The following is a 17,163-nucleotide window of genomic DNA, read 5'->3' as shown; positions in this document are numbered from 1 at the left end:
CAAAGGCACGAGGCCAGTCAGAGCAAGGGTCACGCCCGCTGCCGCCAGCAGTCAGCCCATCACCGACGAACCGACCCGGCCAGCCTCACAGTCAGCGCAACGCCAGCTCGGCCTCCACCGCGGCGACGGCGGCCCCCGGCTCGGGCAACCCGCCCGAGGCGACCACCACGCCGTCCACGACGAGGGACTCCACGGCCATGCCCGCGCGCACCGAGCGGCGCAGCGCGGCACCCCGCAACCCGCGGCGGCGCCCGGCCCGGACCAGCTCCGGCACCAGCCACAGCCAGTTCGACGGCGACACCACCTCGATGGCGACGTCGTCCGGCAGCCGGGCGCGCAGCGCGCGGTACACGTCGCCGACCGCGTCCGCCGGCGGGACGTGGCGGTGCGAGCCGCCCTCGTCGAAGGGCCGGACCTCGCCACCGCAGCAGCCGCCCGACCCGGAGGCCGCGCGCGGCCCCCGGACGAGGACGACCCGGGTCACCCGCGGCCGTCCCGGTCCGGCCCACCGACCGGCCGGTCGGACACCGCGTCGTCGGGGTTGGCCCGGGCCACGACCGATTCCCGGCCGCCCCCGGTCCCGCCGGCGTCCACGGTGGCCGGCCGCTCCCGCCGCGCCGCGAGGAGCGCGATCGCCGCCTCGACGATCAGCCACACCGCCAGCACGAAGATCAGCGCGTCCAGCGGCGCGAGCACCCACTGGTCGTCCCGGACGAAGTTGCGCAGGTTCACGACCAGCGCCCAGGTGGTCATCGCCAGCAGGAACACCAGCGGGACGAGCGCCGCGATCGGGTTGCGGCCGCGCCGGGTGATCCACACCGCGATCACCGAGAGCGCGAGCCCCGCCGTGAGCTGGTTGGTCGTGCCGAACAGCTGCCACAGGACACCGAAGGTGTAACCGGCCTCGCCGCCGCCGGGCAGCAGCGCCATGCCCAGCGGGATGAGCACCGCGACGGTGGTCGCCAGCGTGAGGTTGCGCGACAGCGCCCGCACCCCGATCAGCTCGCCGATCTCCTGGACGACGTAGCGCTGCAGCCGGACGCCGGTGTCCATCGTCGTCGCCGCGAAGCTGATGACGACGACGGCGGCGAAGATCGTCGCCAGGTCGAGCGGGACGGCCAGGTTGTTGGCGAAGGCGGCGACGCCGTTGACGAAGTTGCCGGTCGCACCGCTCGACGCCGTCGCGAAGTCCGGGTAGAGCGCCTCCCAGTCGGCCTGCGAGGCCGCGACCCCCGCCGTGGCGGCCAGGACCGCGCCGGTGGCCAGGGAGCCCTCGCCGACGGCACCCATGTAGCCGACGTACCGGGCGTCGGGCTCCTTGTCCAGCTGCTTGGACGTCGTCCCCGACGAGACCAGCGAGTGGAACCCGGAGATCGCCCCGCAGGCGATGGTGATGAAGAGGAACGGGAAGAAGCTCGGCGACCCCTCGGGCACGTCGTTGACCACCGGGGCCGCGATGGTGTTCATGCCGACGATGACGCCGAGCGCGATCACGCCGAGGGCGATGAACAGCTGGTGGCTGTTGATGTAGTCGCGCGGCTGGAGCAGCACCCACACCGGGATGCGCGAGGCGATCCAGGTGTACGCGAAGAGCAGGACCACCCAGACGTTGCGCGTCTGCTCCACGCCGAGCGCGTCGGCGAGCCCGTCGAGGGAGATCGGGAACTCGTTGCCGACGAGGATCAGCGCGTAGAGCACCAGCACGCCGACGATCGAGGGCAGCAGCGCCGAGGAGCGGGTCCGGTAGATGTAGACGCCGATCGCGATCGCCAGCGGGATCTCCAGCACGATCGGGATGACCGCGCCCGGGTTGGCGACGAACAGGTTGCCGATGACGACGGCGAACACCGCGTTCACCAGCGTCAGCAGGAAGAAGATGATCGCCAGGAACAGCTTGCGCGCCCGGCCGTTGATGACCTCCCCGGCCAGGGTGCCGATGCTCTTGGCCTTGTGCCGGACCGACACCGCCAGGGCGCCGAAGTCGTGGACGCCGGCGGCGAAGATGGTGCCCAGGACGATCCAGGTCAGTGCCGGGCCCCAGCCCCAGAACACCGCGATCGCCGGCCCGACGATCGGCGCCGCCCCGGCCACCGAGGTGAAGTGGTGGCCGAAGAGCACGTGCTTGTTCGTCGGCACGAAGTCGTTGCCGTCGTTGAACTGGTGGGCCGGGGTGACGAACGCCGGGTCGAGGGCGTACACCTTCCGGGCCAGGTAGCTGGAGTAGTACCGGTAGCCGAGGAAGAACAGCACCCCGACCACGGCGGCCACGACGAACGCGGGCACGGCGAACCCCCAGGTCCACGGGCGGCCACGTCGCCGCCGTCGGAGGGAGTAGACATCCAGGCGATGGACACCACAAGTCTGGCCTCCGTCCACGCCGCAGGCGTGGCCGAACTGTTGTGGACCGTGCCCGGCGGCGCGCCGGGCGCCGCCGGCGTCGTCCCGCTCGTGCTCGGCGGCCGGGCGGCCGTCGCGCTGCCCTGGGCCCAGGTGGCCACCGCCCGCGCGGCCGCGGCCGCCGGTTCCGCCGCGCTGGTGCTCTCCGACCCGCGCCTCACCGGGTCGCGGTGGTCCCCCCTGGCCCTCACCGGGCGGCTCACCCTGGTCGAGGACGGCACCGGGGAGCTGTTCGCCGAGGAGCTGCTCGACCAGGAGCTCCGCAAGCACCCGCCGTCGCGGGCGCTCGCCGACTCGCACATGCTCCGCCGCGAGCACTGGTGGTACCTGCCGCGCCTGGTGCTGGTCCTCGACGCGGAGTCCGTCGTCCCGGTCGACCGGCGCGAGGGGCCGGCCGACGCCGTCCTGGGGGTCGACGACGGCGGGCTGCACGTGCGCACCGTGCGGGTCGCCGGCTGGGACGCCGAGCCGCTGGAGCTGCGGGGCGGACCGGCCGGGGTGGCCGGCCCGGCGGTGCTGGTCGGGCAGGAGCTCTCGGTACCCGACGTCGAGCGCTGGACCGTGCACACCACCACGGGCCGCTACGCCGGCGGCCGGCTGAGCGGGGTCCGCCCGGCCGCGACCCGGCAGCTGGAGCCGGTACCCGGCCTGCTGGCGCGGATCCGCCGGCAGCGCTCGCTCGAGCGCACCTGCGTGCAGGCCCTGCGCGCGGCCGGCCACGGCTGAGCCGCAGCCGCCGGGTCAGCCCGCGCGGGAGGTCCAGGGGTCGGTCCGCGTGGCGGCGACGGCGACCGCCACGGCGTCGTCCAGGTCCCGGCGCAGCCGGTCCGCGGCCACCGGCAGCCACGGCCACTCCGACGCCCAGTGCGCGACGTCGCACAGCGCCGGCCCGGTCACCTCGCGCGCGTCGGAGACCGGGTGGTGCTTCAGGTCGCTGGTGAGCAGCACGTCGGCGCCGGCCGCGGCGGCCGCGCCCAGCAGCGAGCCGCCGCTGCCGCCGCACACCGCGACGGTGGCGATCCTCCGGTCGGGGTCCCCGGCGGCCCGCACGCCCCCGGCCGTGGCCGGCAGGGCCGCGGCCGCGTGCTCGGCGAAGGCCCGCAGCGTCATCGGCTCCGGCAGCCGGCCGACCCGGCCGAGGCCCGCCCGCGGGTCCGCGGGCGAGGGCTCCAGCGGCACGGCGTCCTCGAGCCCGAGCGCGCCGGCCAGCGCGTCGTTGACCCCGCACCCCGGGGCCCGGTCGGCGTTGGTGTGCGCGACGAACAGCGCGGCCCCGGCCCGGACCAGCCGGTGCACCAGCCGCCCCCGCGGGTCGTCGGCGGGCACGCCGTGCACCGGCGTCAGGAACAGCGGGTGGTGGGTGACGAGCAGCTGCGCGCCGGTCGCGACCACCTCGTCGACGACGGCGGCCGTCGGGTCCACCGCGAACAGCACCGAGCGCACCGGCTCGGCGGGATCCCCGCAGACCAGGCCGACGGCGTCCCACCCCTCGGCGAGCGCGGGGTCGTAGCGGGCGTCGAGGGCGGCGAGGACCTTCCCGAGCTGCACGGTCACGGCTGGTCAGCGTAGGCGGGCCGCGCCGCCGCCGGTCCGCCGGAATGCCAAGCTTCCGCCGTGGGAGAGCGGCGGCGTCGGGAGCGGTCGCTGCGGGCCCCGGCCTGGCTGGAGGAGCTGGTGCGCACCACTCCCCCACCGGTGCCGTGGCGCGACGTCGCCCGGTTCGCCGTCTCGGTCCCCGCGCCCCTGGCCCTCGCCCTCGCGGTGGGCGGCGGGCTCGACGCCGGCGGAGCGCTCGGCGCCGGGGTGTTCGGCACGATCGGCGCGCTGGCGGCGAGCCTCGCACCGCAACCCGGACCGCTGCGCGAGCGGCTGCGCCGGACCTTCGCCGCCACCTCGTTCGGCACGCTCGGCCTGCTGGTGGGCCAGTACGCCAGCGGTGGCGGCTGGGGGCCGGTCGTCGTCATCGCCGCGCTGTCGGCCGCCGCCGCGCTGATCAGCGCGGTGAGCGCCGCGCTCTCCCTGGGCGCGCTGCAGCTGCTGGTCTACACCGCCCTCGCCTCGGGCCTGGAGACGCCGCTGCCGGTCGCCGCCGAGGTCGGCTTCTTCCTCTGCGGGGCGGCGTGGGCGACGGTCGTGACCCTGGTGCAGGCCCGCACCGAGCCGCTGGACCCCGACCGGGCGGCGGTCGCGGCGGTGTTCACCCGCATCGGCGAGCTGCTGGCAGCGGTGGGCGGCGACGCGGCGCCCGAGGCCCGCCGGGCGCTCACGAAGGCGCTCAACGCGGCGTACGACCGGGTGATCCGCAGCCGCAGCCGGTCATCCGGGCGCAGCCGGGAGCTCTCCGAGCTGGCCGGGGTCCTCAACGCCGCGGCCCCGCTCGTGGAGGGCGCGGTCGCGGCCGCCCGCGCGGGGGTGCCCGCCGACCCCGGCGACGTCCCCGCGGTGCACTCCCTGGCGGCGGCGGTCGCCGGCAGCGGGCAGCTCACCGACCAGCGGCCCCCTCCGCTGGAGCAGGGGCACCCCGCCGTCCGGGCGGTCCGCCACGGCGTGCGGCTGGTGTGGAACGTCGTCGGCGACCCCGAGGAGCGGGCCGGCGCCGCCGCGGCGGCCCCGCGGCCGGACGCCCGCACCCGCCTCCACGACCTGGCCGACCGCACGCTGGCCAGCGCCGATGCCCGGGCATTCGCCGTCCGCCTGGCGCTGTGCATGACCGTCGCCGAGATCGCCCGCCAGTACCTGCCGATCGAGCGCCCGTACTGGGTGCTGCTCACCGTCGCTATCGTCCTGAAGCCCGACTTCGGCTCGGTCTTCACCCGCGCGGTGCAGCGCGGCGCCGGGACGCTCCTCGGCGTGCTGCTCGGCTCGGCGCTGCTCGCGGTGCTGCCCCGCGACGGCTGGGTCCTGCTGGCGCTGGCCTGCGCGGCGGGGGTGCTGCCCTGGGCCCGCGACGCGAGCTTCGGGCTGTTCTCGGTGTTCCAGACGCCGCTGATCATCCTGCTGCTGGACCTGGCGATGCCGGGCGGCCCGGGGCTGGTCGGCGCGCGCCTGCTCGACACCCTGATCGGCTGCGCGATCGTGCTGGTCTTCGGCTACCTGCTGTGGCCGCAGACCTGGCGGGCGCCGCTGGACGAGGCGCTGCGCGAGGCCGCGCGGGCCCTGGACGCCTTCGTCGAGGCGGCGTTCACCGGCAGCCCGACCGAGCGCCGCCGCGCCCGCCGGCGCAGCTACCGCGCGCTCACCGAGCTGCAGACCCAGCTGCAGCGGCGGCTGGCCGAACCGCCGCCGATCAGCACACGGGCCGCCGCCTGGTGGCCGGTGATCGTGCAGCTGGAACGCACCTCCGACGCGGTCACCGAGGCCGTCATCGCCGGCCGCGGGGAGCCGGCCCCGGACCTCGCCCAGGTCGCCGTGCTGCGCCGGGCGATCCGCGGGCTCGAGGAGGACGTCCGGTCCCGCGGCGTGCCCGACGACGCCGAGCTGCACGCCGAGGGGGTGCTGGCGCCGGTGGCCCGCGAGGTGGACGCCGCCCGCCGGCTGGTGCGCGAGGCCGCCCCCGGGCGCCGTGGCGGGCACTGAGCCGCCGCGCCCGGTTGCGCCCCCCGCCGCGGGGCCCTGGGATGGCGCCGTGGCCGCCGATCCCCCGATCCTGACCCTCCCCTCGCTCGACGGGCCGCCCCCACCGGGCTCGCGGACGGTGACCACCGACGACGGCGTGGACCTGCACGTCGAGTTCGACGGCAGGGAGGACGCCCCGCTCACCGTCGTCCTCTCGCACGGGTTCACGGCGCGCCTGGCGGAGTGGGAGCCGCAGCGCCCGGCGCTGCGGGACCGGGCCCGGCTCGTGCTGTGGGACCAGCGCGGGCACGGCCGCTCCGGCTGGACGCCGCTCACCCGGGCCACCATCGACCGCACCGGCCGCGACCTCGGCCAGGTGCTCGACGCCGTCGCCCCGACCGGGCCGGTGGTGCTGGCCGGCCACTCGATGGGCGGCATGAGCATCCTGGCGCTGGCGCGGCAGCGACCGGAGCTGTTCGGCAGCCGCGTCGTCGGCGCGTTCCTCCTCGCCACCTCGGCGGGCGGGCTGGTGGGCGGGCTCACCGGGTTCCTCGTGGCGGTGCTGCGCCGGCTGCACCTGCTGCGGGTGTACCTCTGGCTGCTGCAGCGACTGGCCCCGGCGCTGGAGCGGCGGCGCCGGCGCGGCACGTTCCTCGGCCGGCGGGCCATCCGGCGGCTGCTCTTCGGGCGCGACGACGCCGACCGGCGCTCCGTGCGCATGGTGCAGCACCTGCTGGAGGAGACCCCGCTGCCGGTGACGATGGCCTTCTACGCGACCTTCCTCGACCACGACGAGGCCGAGGCGCTGGAGGTGCTGCGCCGGGTGCCGGTCACCGTCGTCGCGGCGACCCACGACCGGCTCACCCCCGAGGCGCACGGCCGCCGGATCGCCGAGGCCGTGGGTGCGGAGCTGACCGTCGTCCCCGGGGCCGGGCACAGCGTCAACCTGACCCGCACCGAGGTGGTCAACCGCGCCTTCGCCGGGCTGCTCGACCGGGTCGAGGTCGAGGGGCGCCGGGCGGGTTGACCGGTGGCGGTCCCGGGCAGGCACGATGTGGCCGCCGCCACACGGTCGATGTGCGTGCCCGCAGGACCACACCTAACGTCGGCGGCTCCTGAACCGGAACGGCCGAGGAGTGAGACGTGGACCGGATGAGTGCCCTCGACAGCGGGTTCTACTTCGCCGAGAGCGAGAACACCCCCATGCACGTGGGGTCGGTCGCGGTCTTCGAGGGCCCGGCCCCCAGCTACGGCGACGTCGTGCGGCTGCTGCTGAGCAAGCTGCCGCTGGTCCCGCGGTACCGGCAGCGGGTGCGGGAGGTGCCGCTGCAGCTCGGCCGCCCGATGTGGGTCGACGACCCCCACTTCCAGATCCTCTACCACGTGCGGCACACCGCGGTGCCCTCGCCCGGCGGTGACGAGCAGCTGCGCAACCTGGCCGGCCGCGTGCTCGGCCAGCGCCTCGACATGGCCAAGCCGCTCTGGGAGCTGTGGCTGGTGGAGGGCCTGGCCGAGGGGCGCTGGGCGCTGATCTCCAAGGTGCACCACTGCATGGTCGACGGCGTCGCCGGCACCGACCTCATGCAGCTGATGTTCGACCTGGACCCGGACGCCACCCACGACGACCCCCGCGACTGGACGCCGCGGCGCGACCCCTCCACGCTCTCCCTCGTCGCCGGCGCGGTCACCGAGGCGGCGACCCAGCCGCTGCGCACCCTCGCCTCCCTGCCGACGGTGAGCGGCGCCGTCCGCAACGTTCGCGGGCTGACCGAGTCCGGCCGCACCCTCGCCCGCACCGTGCCCTCGCTGGCCAAGCAGGCGATCACCCCGACCGCCCGGTCGCTCAACGGGCACATCGGCCCCCACCGGCGCTGGGCGTGGACCCAGGGCCGGTTCGAGGAGTTCCGCACCGTGCGGACCGCGCTCGGCGGCACGGTCAACGACGTCGTCCTCACCGCCATCACGCGCGGGTTCCGCGACCTGCTCAAGGCCCGTGGCGAGCTCTCCTCGGAGCACCTGGTGGTGCGCTCGATGGTGCCGGTGTCGGTGCGCTCGCAGCAGCAGCGCGGCTCGCTGGACAACCGGGTCTCCGCCGTCTTCGTCGACCTGCCCGTCGGCGACCCGGACCCGGCCTCCCGGCTGCGGACGATCCGGGGCCAGATGGACGAGTACAAGAGGGCGATGCAGGCCGTCGACGTCCCCTCGATCATCGCGATGGGCGATTTCGTGGCCCCGACGCTGCTCTCCCTGGGCGTGCGCGCCGCCATGCAGACCGGCCAGATGTGGTGCCAGGCGGTGACGACGAACGTCCCCGCCCCGCGCGTGCCGCTGTACGTGCTGGGCAAGCGGATGTGCTCCGCGCACGCCTACGTGCCCATCGCCGGCGGCACCCGCTGCTCCATCGGGATCTTCAGCTACCTGGACACGATGACCTTCGGCATCAACGCCGACTTCGACGCCTTTCCCGACGTCGACGTCCTCTCCGGCGGGATCCGCCGCGGCATCGAGGAGCTGCTCGAGCTGGCCCGGGCGGCGGAGGCGACCCCGCCGGTGGAGCGGCCCACCGGCGGGAAGCCGACCGCCCCGGCAGCTGCCCGGTGAGCCCGGCGAAGCCGCGCGGGGGCCGCGCGCGCGGGCTGACCGTCGCCGTCACCGGGCCGACGGGGACCTTCGGCGCCGGCCTGGTGCCGCTGCTGCAGGAGGACGACCGCGTCGGATCCGTCATCGGGATGGCCCGCCGGCCGTTCGACCCGGCCGAGCGGGGCTGGACGAAGATGACGTACCGGCAGGGCGACGTGCGCGACCCCGAGGCGCTGCGCGAGGCCTTCGCCGGCGCCGACGTCGTCGTCCACCTGGCCTTCCTCATCACCGGCAACGCCTCCCGGCAGACGACCCGCGCGGTCAACGTCGACGGGACCCTGAACGTCTTCCGGGCGGCGGCCGCGGTCGGTGCCCGGCGCTTCGTCTACGCCTCCTCGGTCGCCGCCTACGGCTTCCACCGCGACAACCCGGAGCTCATCCCCGAGGAGTGGCCGGTGCGCCCCGCCTCGCGGCTGTTCTACGCCCAGGAGAAGGCCGAGCTCGAGCAGCTGCTCGACGAGGAGTCCGCGGCGGCCCCGGGGCTGGACCTGTACCTGCTCCGCCCGCCGGTCGTGCTGGGCCCGCACGCCGTCGGCGGGAAGGACGTGCTGCCCGGCCCGCTGGCCCCGGTGGGGCGCCGGCTCCTCGGCCGGCCGCGGCGGCTGCCGGTCCCCGTGCCGCTGCTGGTGCCGCAGCACCCGCTGCAGTTCGTGCACCAGGACGACGTCGGGCAGGCGCTGCTCCTGTGCGTGCTCGGCGCCGGCCCGCCCGGCGCCTACAACATCGCCGGCGAGGGCGTCCTGACCGCCGCCGACGTCGCCCGGGAGTTCGGCGCGCTGGCCATCCCGCTGCCGGCCGCGCCGGCGCAGGCCGCCGCCCGCGCCTTCTCCCGGCTGCCGTTCCTGCCGCCCGCGGCGGAGTGGGTGGAGGCGGCGAGCCGGCCGGCGATCATGGACACCACCCGGGCCCGCGAGGAGCTCGGCTGGCGTCCGCGCTACACCGGGCTGGAGGCGCTGCGCGACACGCTCAGGCCCGGGAACCGGTGAGCTCCGCGTCCCGCATCCAGTCGCCCACCTCCGCGACCAGCCGCTCCGGCTCCTGCAGCTGCGGCACGTGCCCGACGCCGGACCACTCCGCGTAGCGCCAGTCCGGGTGCCGCCGGGCGATGTCGCGGGCGGCCGCCACGGGCACCAGCCGGTCGCGGTCGCCGTGGACCAGCAGCACCGGGACGTCGATCGAGGCCATCGCGGCCCGGTACCGGCGCGGATCGGCGAGCACGCGCAGCAGCGAGCGGGCGGCGGCGAGGAACGCGCGGTCCATGCCCTGGACGTCGCGCCGCTCCTCCAGCAGGGACACCGACCGGTCGATGACGTCGGCGGGCACCCGCCCGGGGTCGACGCCGACGAGCTCCAGCATCTCCCGCACGCGGGCCAGGGCCGACGTCCGCTGCCGCCGCCACCACAGGAAGCGCTCGCCGACGAAGGGGATCGCGTACAGCGCGAACATCACCGCGACGCGGGGGTCGAGCGCCCGGCGGGCGCCGGGGACGGCGGGGTCGAGCAGCACCAGACCGCGGACCGCCTCGGGGTGCTCACCGGTCTCGAGGATCGAGATCATGCCGCCCATCGAGTTGCCGACGAGCACCGCCGGCTCCCCCACCACCTCGGTGAGGAAGCGGTGCAGCACCGCGACGTTGGCCGGCACGCTGGCCGTGCGCCCACCGGGCTCGCTGCGGCCGAAACCGGGCAGGTCCAGCGCCAGCACCCGGCCGTGCTCCCGCAGCGCCGGGGCCACGAGGTCCCAGTTGAGGTGCGAACCACCCAGCCCGTGCACCAGCACCACCGGCGGTCCGTCGTCGGCTCCCCCGAAGTCCAGGTAGTGCACCGGGCCCCCGAGGTCGACCGTGCAGCTCCGCCCCGGCGTCGCGTCCTCGCGCATCCTGCTCCCTCCGTCGTCGTCCGTACGGTGGCACGTGGTGCCGGCGGCCGCAGCGCCGCCCCGGCCCGGCAGATCCGGACGAAGGCGTCCGCTATGACCCAGGACACAGTTCGGCAACATGTGCCTGCGCGTCCTGGCCGCCAGGTGTGAGCCGGACCGCATCTTGGTAGTGCCCTTCCACGAACGGACGGCAGCCAGGAGGACGACGTGGCACGACTGCAGGGTGATGGTCCGGCGCTCCCGCTCTACCTGAGCGAGCCGACGCGGGCGTTCGCGGACTACGGCCTCTACCTGGCGGCCCGCCCGCTCGCCCAGCGGCTGCCGAAGGGCGACGGCCACCCCGTGCTGGTCCTCCCCGGCCTGCTCGCCGACGACACCTCGACCCGCGTGCTCCGGGCCACGCTGCGGCGGCTGGGCTACCGGGTGCACGGGTGGGGGCTGGGGCGCAACATCGGCCCCACCGCGGTCTGCGTCAACGGGATGCGCGACAAGCTGGACTACCTGCACAACCGCTACCGCCGCGAGCTCACGGTCATCGGCTGGAGCCTGGGCGGCATCTTCGCCCGCGACCTCGCCCGCCAGTGCCCCGACGCGGTGCGTCAGGTGATCACGCTGGGCAGCCCGTTCCGCATCGAGCGGCACACCCAGACCCGCGCCTCGAAGGCGTTCGACCGGTACGCACACCTGCACGTGGAGCAGCGGGAGTTCCCGCTGGAGCCCGAGGGGTGCCCGCTGCCGGTGCCGGCGACCTCGATCTACTCGCACTACGACGGGATCGTGCACTGGCAGACCTGCCTGAACACCCCGGGCGAGCGCTGCGAGAACATCGCGGTCACCGCGAGCCACCTGGGCATCGGGCACCACCCGGCGGCGCTGTGGGCGATCGCCGACCGGCTGGCCCAGCCCGAGGGCGAGTGGGCCCCGTTCAAGGCGCCGGCGTTCCTGCGCCCGGCCTTCCCGAAGCCCGCCGAGCCCGCCGCGACGGGCCCGGTCGACGCCGCCGCGGCCTGACCGGCGACGGCACGGGTGGGCGCGACAGGGTTCGAACCTGCGACCGCTCGGTTGTAAGCCGAGAGCTCTACCGCTGAGCTACACGCCCCGCGCGCCCTAGGGTAGGAGCCCCGGGCGCCCCGTCTCAGCCCGCGAGGGCAGCGACGGCGTCCTTCCAGCCGGACTGCTCGCGGGCGTCGCCGGGGCCGTTGACCTCGGCGAAGGCGATCGCACCCTCGGCGTCGACCAGGAACGTGCCGCGCAGCGCCATGCCGGCCTTCTCGTTGAACACTCCGTAGGCCTGGGCCACGGTGCCGTGCGGCCAGAAGTCCGAGAGCAGCGGGAAGTCGAAGCCCTCCTGCGCCTTGAACGCCTTGAGGCTGAAGACCGGGTCGGTGCTGATGGCCAGCACCGTCACGCCCGCGTCCGTGTAGTTGGCCAGCTCGTCGCGCAGCTGGCAGAGCTCGCCGGTGCAGATACCGGAGAAGGCGAAGGGGTAGAAGACCAGCAGCACGGGGGTGCCGCGGAGATCGGCCAGGGACACCACCTGCTTGTCCTGGTCCGGGAGGCTGAACTCGGGCGCGCGGTCACCGACGGAGAGGCTCATGCCCCCGATCGTGCCTCAGCGCCGGCTGCGGGCCGCCTTGGGGGTGACCAGCCGGATGCCCGACCAGTCCTTGGCCGCGGAGATGCTGCTGGTCTGCGAGAGCCCGGCCGTGGGGGCGACCTCGGTGACGTCACCCGGCTCGACGTGCCCGGGCCGGCCCGACTTGGGCACCAGCAGCCAGACGACGCCCTCGTCGGCCAGCGAGGTCAGCGCGTCGGTGAGGGCGTCGAACAGGTCGCCGTCGTCCTCCCGCCACCAGAGGACGACGACGTCGGCCACCTCGTCGGTGTCCTCGTCCACCATCTCGCTGCCGGAGGCCTCGACGATCGAGTCGCGCAGGTCCTCGTCGGCGTCCTCGCTCCAGCCGAGCTCCTGCACGACCATGCCCGGCTTGATGCCCAACCGGGCCGCCATGCCGGTGCTGTCGACGCTCATCCCTGCTGCTCCTCCATGGGTCGGCCTGCTGCTGGCCTGGTGTGGGGTGGACGGTGCCCGGCCGGGCCGGCGACCACGCGGGGCCGCGTCACGGACGGACCGTGCGGGCGGTGGACCGACACGCGGCGGCGATCGACACGACCAGCGGGAGAACCACCCGCACCCCGGTCATGTCACCCCTCTCGCTGTCGTCGAGCGCCCGTCGCCCGGCCCTCGCGGCCGTACATCCGGACGGCGCCGTCCTGTCGAGGCACCGCAGGCGGAAGCGTAGGGCATAGCGGGCGGGGCGCAAGCCTGCGCGCACCGAGTGCACCGGTGCGCGGCGCGCGTGTCCGCCCGACACGACTTCGCCCGCAGATGGGGTCGGGACGTGACGCGGACGACGTCGTCGGGAGACGATGGGGGCATGAGCGCACCGCAGCAGCCGGACGGCGACCCCGCCCGCGCAGGACAGGCCCGCGCGGTCATCACCGACGGGCTCCCCAGCCAGCTGGTCGACACCGACCCCGACGAGACGCAGGAGTGGCTGGAGTCCCTCGACGCCGTCGTCGACCACGCCGGCCGCGGACGGGCCCGGTACCTGATGCTCCGGATGCTGCAGCGCAGCCGCGAGCAGCAGGTCGGCGTGCCCGCCCTGCGCAGCACCGACTACATCAACACCATCCCGCCCGAGCGCGAGCCCTGGTTCCCGGGTGACGAGCACGTCGAGCGGCGGATCCGCGCCTACATCCGGTGGAACGCCGCGATCATGGTCCACCGCGCGCAGCGGCCGGGCATCGGCGTCGGCGGGCACATCTCCTCCTACGCGTCGTCGGCCTCGCTCTACGAGGTCGGCTTCAACCACTTCTTCCGCGGCAAGGACCACCCCGGCGGCGGCGACCAGATCTGGTTCCAGGGGCACGCCTCCCCCGGCATCTACGCCCGCGCGTTCCTCGAGGGCCGGCTCAGCGAGGACCAGCTCGACGGTTTCCGCCAGGAGGTCAGCCACCCCGGCGGCGGGCTGTCGTCCTACCCGCACCCGCGGCTGATGCCCGACTTCTGGGAGTTCCCCACCGTCTCGATGGGGCTCGGCCCGCTCAACGCCATCTACCAGGCGCGGTTCAACCGCTACCTGCACGCGCGCGGCATCAAGGACACCTCCGACCAGCACGTGTGGGCGTTCCTCGGCGACGGCGAGATGGACGAGCCCGAGTCGCTGGGCGTCATCGGGCTGGCCGCCCGCGAGGAGCTGGACAACCTCACGTTCGTCGTCAACTGCAACCTGCAGCGGCTCGACGGCCCGGTCCGGGGCAACGGCAAGGTGATCCAGGAGCTGGAGTCGTTCTTCCGCGGGGCCGGCTGGAACGTCGTCAAGGTGATCTGGGGCCGGGAGTGGGACCCGCTGCTGGCCGCCGACCGCGACGGCGCGCTGGTCAACATCATGAACTCCACGCCCGACGGCGACTACCAGACCTACAAGGCCGAGGACGGCGCCTTCGTCCGCGAGCACTTCTTCGGCAAGGACGCGCGCACCCGCAAGCTCGTGGAGAACATGAGCGACAAGGAGATCTGGAACCTCTCCCGGGGTGGGCACGACTACCGCAAGGTCTACGCGGCGTTCAAGGCGGCGGTGGAGCACAAGGGCCAGCCGACCGTCATCCTCGCCAAGACCATCAAGGGCTGGACCCTGGGCAGCCACTTCGAGGGCCGCAACTCCACCCACCAGATGAAGAAGCTGACCGCCGAGGACCTCGCCGCCTTCCGCGACCGGCTCTACCTGGACATCCCCGACTCGGCGCTGGACAAGACCCTGCCGCCGTACTACCGGCCCGACCCGGACTCCGACGAGATGCAGTACATGCTCGAGCGGCGCCGGGCCCTCGGTGGGGCCGTCCCGCGCCGCCGCTCGGAGTTCAAGACGCTCAAGGCGCCCGACGACAAGGCGCTCGACGTCCTGCGCCGCGGCTCGGGCAAGCAGGAGGTGGCGACGACGATGGCGTTCGTCCGCCTGCTCAAGGAGCTGCTCAAGGACAAGGAGCTCGGCCCGCGGTTCGTGCCGATCATCCCCGACGAGGCGCGCACCTTCGGGATGGACTCCCTCTTCCCGACCCAGAAGATCTACAACCCGGCCGGCCAGCGCTACACCTCGGTCGACCGCGAGCTCATGCTCACCTACAAGGAGTCCGAGCAGGGGCAGATCCTGCACGAGGGCATCAACGAGGCCGGTTCGACGGCGTCGTTCACCGCCGTCGGCACCTCGTACGCGACGCACGGCGAGCCGATGATCCCGATCTACATCTTCTACTCGATGTTCGGGTTCCAGCGGACCGGCGACTCGATCTGGGCCGCCGCCGACCAGATGACCCGCGGCTTCATGCTGGGTGCCACGGCCGGGCGGACGACGCTCAACGGCGAGGGGCTGCAGCACGAGGACGGGCACTCGCTGCTGCTCGCGCAGACCAACCCCGCGGTGGTCTCCTACGACCCGGCGTTCTCCTACGAGGTCGCGCACATCACCCGGGACGCGCTGGCCCGCATGTACGGCGAGGACCCGGGCGCCCCGCTGGGCGGCTCCCGCTCCCCCGACGTCATGTACTACCTGACGGTCTACAACGAGCCGTTCAACCAGCCGGCCGAGCCCGAGGACCTCGACGTCCAGGGCCTGCTCGCCGGCATGTACCGCTACGCCGCGGGTCCGGGCACCGAGGGGCCCAAGGCCCAGGTGCTGGCCTCCGGCGTCGCCGTGCCGTGGGCACTGCGGGCGCAGGAGCTGCTGGCGCAGGACTGGGGGGTGAGCGCCGACGTCTGGTCGGTCACCTCGTGGAACGAGCTGCGCCGGCAGGCCGACGAGTGCCAGGAGCACAACCTCCTGCACCCGGAGGAGGAGCCCCGCACCCCGTACGTGACCTCCCGGCTGCAGGAGACGGTCGGCCCGGTGGTCGCGGTGTCGGACTGGATGCGGGCGGTGCCCGACCTGATCGCGCCGTTCGTGCCCGGCGGCATGGCGACCCTCGGCACCGACGGCTTCGGCCTCTCCGACACCCGCCCGGCGCTGCGGCGGCACTTCCACGTCGACGCCGAGTCGATCGTGGTGCGCACGCTCGCCTCGCTGGCCGACGAGGGGCAGGTCGACCGCGCCAAGGTGCGCGAGGCCGTGGAGAAGTACCGGATCCGGGACGTGCAGGCCGCGCCGGCCGACGAGCGGTCCGACCCCAGCCCGGCGACCTGAGACGGGGAGCGGGGCCCGTGACGGGCCCCGCTCCCCGTCTCAGCCCTGCTCGCGGTGGCGGCGGATGACGTCGGCGTAGACCCGGCCGCTGTCCTTGACGGTGCGGCGCTGGGTGTCGTAGTCCACGTGCACGAGCCCGAACCGCTGGGCGTACCCCCGGGCCCACTCGTAGTTGTCCAGCAGCGACCACGCGAAGTAGCCGCGGACGTCGACGCCGTCGTCCATGGCGGTGCGCAGCGCCGCGAGGTGCCGCAGCAGGAAGTCGGTCCGCTCGGGGTCGTGCACGGCCCCGTCGGGCGACACCTCGTCCGCCCATGCCGACCCGTTCTCGGTGATGACCAGCGGCAGTCCGGGCGCCTGCTCCCCGATCCACCGCAGCAGCCGGGTGAACGCCTCGGGGCTCACCCCCCAGCCCATCGTGGTCGTGACGCCCTCGGGGTCCAGCTCGACGACGTCCTCCCCGCCGATGAACGACGTCGGCGGCATGCCCTCGGGGCGGACCCCGGCCCGCACGGTCTCCTCGAAGTAGTAGTTGACGCCCAGCCAGTCCAGCGGCGCACCGATGACCTCGAGGTCGCCGTCCTCCACCGGCAGGGGCGCGCCGGCGGCCGCGAGGTCGGCGACGACGTCCTCGGGGTAGGCGCCGGTGACCAGCGGCACCAGGAACATGCGGTTCTGCTGGCCGTCGAGCCGCCGCGCGGCGTCGACGTCCTCGGGCCGGTCGCTGGCCGGGGACATCGGCGTGAAGTTCAGCGTGATGCCCAGGTGGTCGACGCCGCGCCCGCGCAGGACGCCGGCGGCCAGGCCGTGGCCGAGCAGCAGGTGGTGCACCGCCCGCGAGGCCGAGACGGCGTCCCGGACGCCCGGCGCGTGCGCCCCGGACTGGTGGCCCAGGAGCGCGCTGACCATCGGCTCGTTCAGCGTCGACCAGTGCCGCACCCGGTCACCGAGCGCGTCGTGGACGATCCCGGCGTAGTCGGCGAAGCGGGCCGAGGTGTCTCGGGAGGTCCAGCCGCCGCGGTCCTGCAGCGCCTGGGGCAGGTCCCAGTGGTAGAGCGTCAGCCACGGGTCGATGCCCTGCTCGAGCAGCTCGTCGACCAGGCGGCGGTAGAAGTCCAGGCCCCGCTGCTCCACCCGGCCGGCCCCCTCGGGCAGCACCCGCGGCCAGGCGACGGAGAACCGGTAGGCCGACAGGCCCAGCTCCCTCATCAGCGCGACGTCCTCGGGGTACCGGGTGTAGTGCTCGACGGCGACGTCGCCGGTGTGGCCCTGGAAGGTTCGGCCCGGGGTGTGGCTGAAGGTGTCCCAGATCGAGGGGCCCCGGCCGTCGACGTCGACGGCGCCCTCGATCTGGTAGGCGGCCGTGGCGGCGCCGAAGAAGAACCCGGGCGGGAAGGTGAGCCCTCCGGCGAGCTCCGGACGGCTGTCGGTCCAGGACATGGGCGCGCTGCTC

Annotated in this window: 14 protein-coding genes and 1 tRNA gene; 7 read left to right on the top strand and 8 right to left on the bottom strand. The window is 74.6% G+C overall.

Annotated features, from left to right (window positions below):
* Positions 1-91 precede the first annotated feature (91 nt).
* Together E9549_RS06595 and E9549_RS06590 are read right to left on the bottom strand one after the other, a co-directional pair.
* Positions 92-484, bottom strand: coding sequence for a hypothetical protein (locus E9549_RS06595; RefSeq protein ID WP_236825747.1), 393 nt, complete (start codon positions 482-484; stop codon positions 92-94).
* Positions 481-2,283, bottom strand: a complete 1,803-nt coding sequence (locus E9549_RS06590) for a carbon starvation protein A (protein ID WP_236825746.1) — start codon at positions 2,281-2,283, stop codon at positions 481-483. Before E9549_RS06590 ends, E9549_RS06595 begins: the two co-directional genes overlap by 4 nt.
* 102 nt (positions 2,284-2,385) lie before the next feature.
* Between E9549_RS06590 and E9549_RS06585 the strand changes: the two genes are divergently transcribed.
* Positions 2,386-3,123, top strand: a complete 738-nt coding sequence (locus tag E9549_RS06585; protein WP_236825745.1) for a hypothetical protein — start codon at positions 2,386-2,388, stop codon at positions 3,121-3,123.
* A 15-nt stretch (positions 3,124-3,138) separates the two neighbouring features.
* On the opposite strand, the gene E9549_RS06580 is transcribed toward E9549_RS06585, so the two are convergent.
* Positions 3,139-3,951, bottom strand: coding sequence for a Nif3-like dinuclear metal center hexameric protein (locus tag E9549_RS06580; protein WP_236825744.1), 813 nt, complete (start codon positions 3,949-3,951; stop codon positions 3,139-3,141).
* Positions 3,952-4,011: 60 nt separating this feature from the next.
* Here E9549_RS06580 and E9549_RS06575 point away from each other — a divergent pair, with 60 nt between their 5' ends.
* The 4 genes from E9549_RS06575 to E9549_RS06560 all read left to right on the top strand — a co-directional run bounded on the left by E9549_RS06575 (position 4,012) and on the right by E9549_RS06560 (position 9,578).
* Positions 4,012-5,973, top strand: coding sequence for an FUSC family protein (locus tag E9549_RS06575; RefSeq protein WP_236825743.1), 1,962 nt, complete (start codon positions 4,012-4,014; stop codon positions 5,971-5,973).
* A 49-nt stretch (positions 5,974-6,022) separates the two neighbouring features.
* Positions 6,023-6,979 carry an alpha/beta fold hydrolase gene (locus tag E9549_RS06570; RefSeq protein WP_236825742.1) on the top strand — a complete coding sequence of 319 codons (957 nt, stop codon included), beginning with the start codon at positions 6,023-6,025 and terminating at the stop codon, positions 6,977-6,979.
* A 125-nt stretch (positions 6,980-7,104) separates the two neighbouring features.
* Entirely contained in the window at positions 7,105-8,553 is a 1,449-nt protein-coding gene (locus tag E9549_RS06565; protein WP_236825748.1) for a wax ester/triacylglycerol synthase family O-acyltransferase, read from the top strand.
* A complete protein-coding gene (locus tag E9549_RS06560) occupies positions 8,550-9,578 on the top strand; it encodes an NAD-dependent epimerase/dehydratase family protein (protein ID WP_236825741.1) in 1,029 nt (342 codons plus the stop codon). Before E9549_RS06565 ends, E9549_RS06560 begins: the two co-directional genes overlap by 4 nt.
* On the opposite strand, the gene E9549_RS06555 is transcribed toward E9549_RS06560, so the two are convergent.
* Positions 9,559-10,470: an alpha/beta fold hydrolase gene (locus tag E9549_RS06555; protein WP_236825740.1), complete on the bottom strand. Its 912-nt coding sequence runs from the start codon at positions 10,468-10,470 to the stop codon at positions 9,559-9,561. The two genes, E9549_RS06560 and E9549_RS06555, sit on opposite strands and share 20 nt — an antisense overlap.
* A 207-nt stretch (positions 10,471-10,677) precedes the next feature.
* Here E9549_RS06555 and E9549_RS06550 point away from each other — a divergent pair, with 207 nt between their 5' ends.
* Positions 10,678-11,481 (top strand): triacylglycerol lipase, encoded by an 804-nt coding sequence (locus E9549_RS06550; protein WP_236825739.1) that lies wholly within the window; start codon positions 10,678-10,680, stop codon positions 11,479-11,481.
* Between the two features lie 16 nt (positions 11,482-11,497).
* On the opposite strand, the gene E9549_RS06545 is transcribed toward E9549_RS06550, so the two are convergent.
* The 3 genes from E9549_RS06545 to E9549_RS06535 all read right to left on the bottom strand — a co-directional run bounded on the left by E9549_RS06545 (position 11,498) and on the right by E9549_RS06535 (position 12,502).
* Positions 11,498-11,569, bottom strand: a tRNA-Val gene (locus E9549_RS06545).
* Between the two features lie 36 nt (positions 11,570-11,605).
* Complete coding sequence (locus tag E9549_RS06540; protein WP_236825738.1) at positions 11,606-12,067, bottom strand: peroxiredoxin; 462 nt, start codon at positions 12,065-12,067, stop codon at positions 11,606-11,608.
* A 15-nt stretch (positions 12,068-12,082) separates the two neighbouring features.
* Complete coding sequence (locus E9549_RS06535) at positions 12,083-12,502, bottom strand: DUF3052 domain-containing protein (RefSeq protein ID WP_091934642.1); 420 nt, start codon at positions 12,500-12,502, stop codon at positions 12,083-12,085.
* 406 nt (positions 12,503-12,908) lie between these two features.
* Here E9549_RS06535 and aceE point away from each other — a divergent pair, with 406 nt between their 5' ends.
* Entirely contained in the window at positions 12,909-15,710 is a 2,802-nt protein-coding gene (aceE, locus tag E9549_RS06530; protein WP_236825737.1) for a pyruvate dehydrogenase (acetyl-transferring), homodimeric type, read from the top strand.
* A 39-nt stretch (positions 15,711-15,749) separates the two neighbouring features.
* Here aceE and E9549_RS06525 read toward each other — a convergent pair whose 3' ends face one another.
* Positions 15,750-17,150, bottom strand: a complete 1,401-nt coding sequence (locus E9549_RS06525) for a GH1 family beta-glucosidase (RefSeq protein WP_236825736.1) — start codon at positions 17,148-17,150, stop codon at positions 15,750-15,752.
* Positions 17,151-17,163 lie beyond the last annotated feature (13 nt).

This window comes from Blastococcus sp. MG754426 (assembly GCF_021699055.1).
Classification (GTDB): domain Bacteria; phylum Actinomycetota; class Actinomycetes; order Mycobacteriales; family Geodermatophilaceae; genus Blastococcus.
Note: the sequence above shows the minus strand (reverse complement) of the source record. Positions and strands in the feature narration are given on the sequence as shown.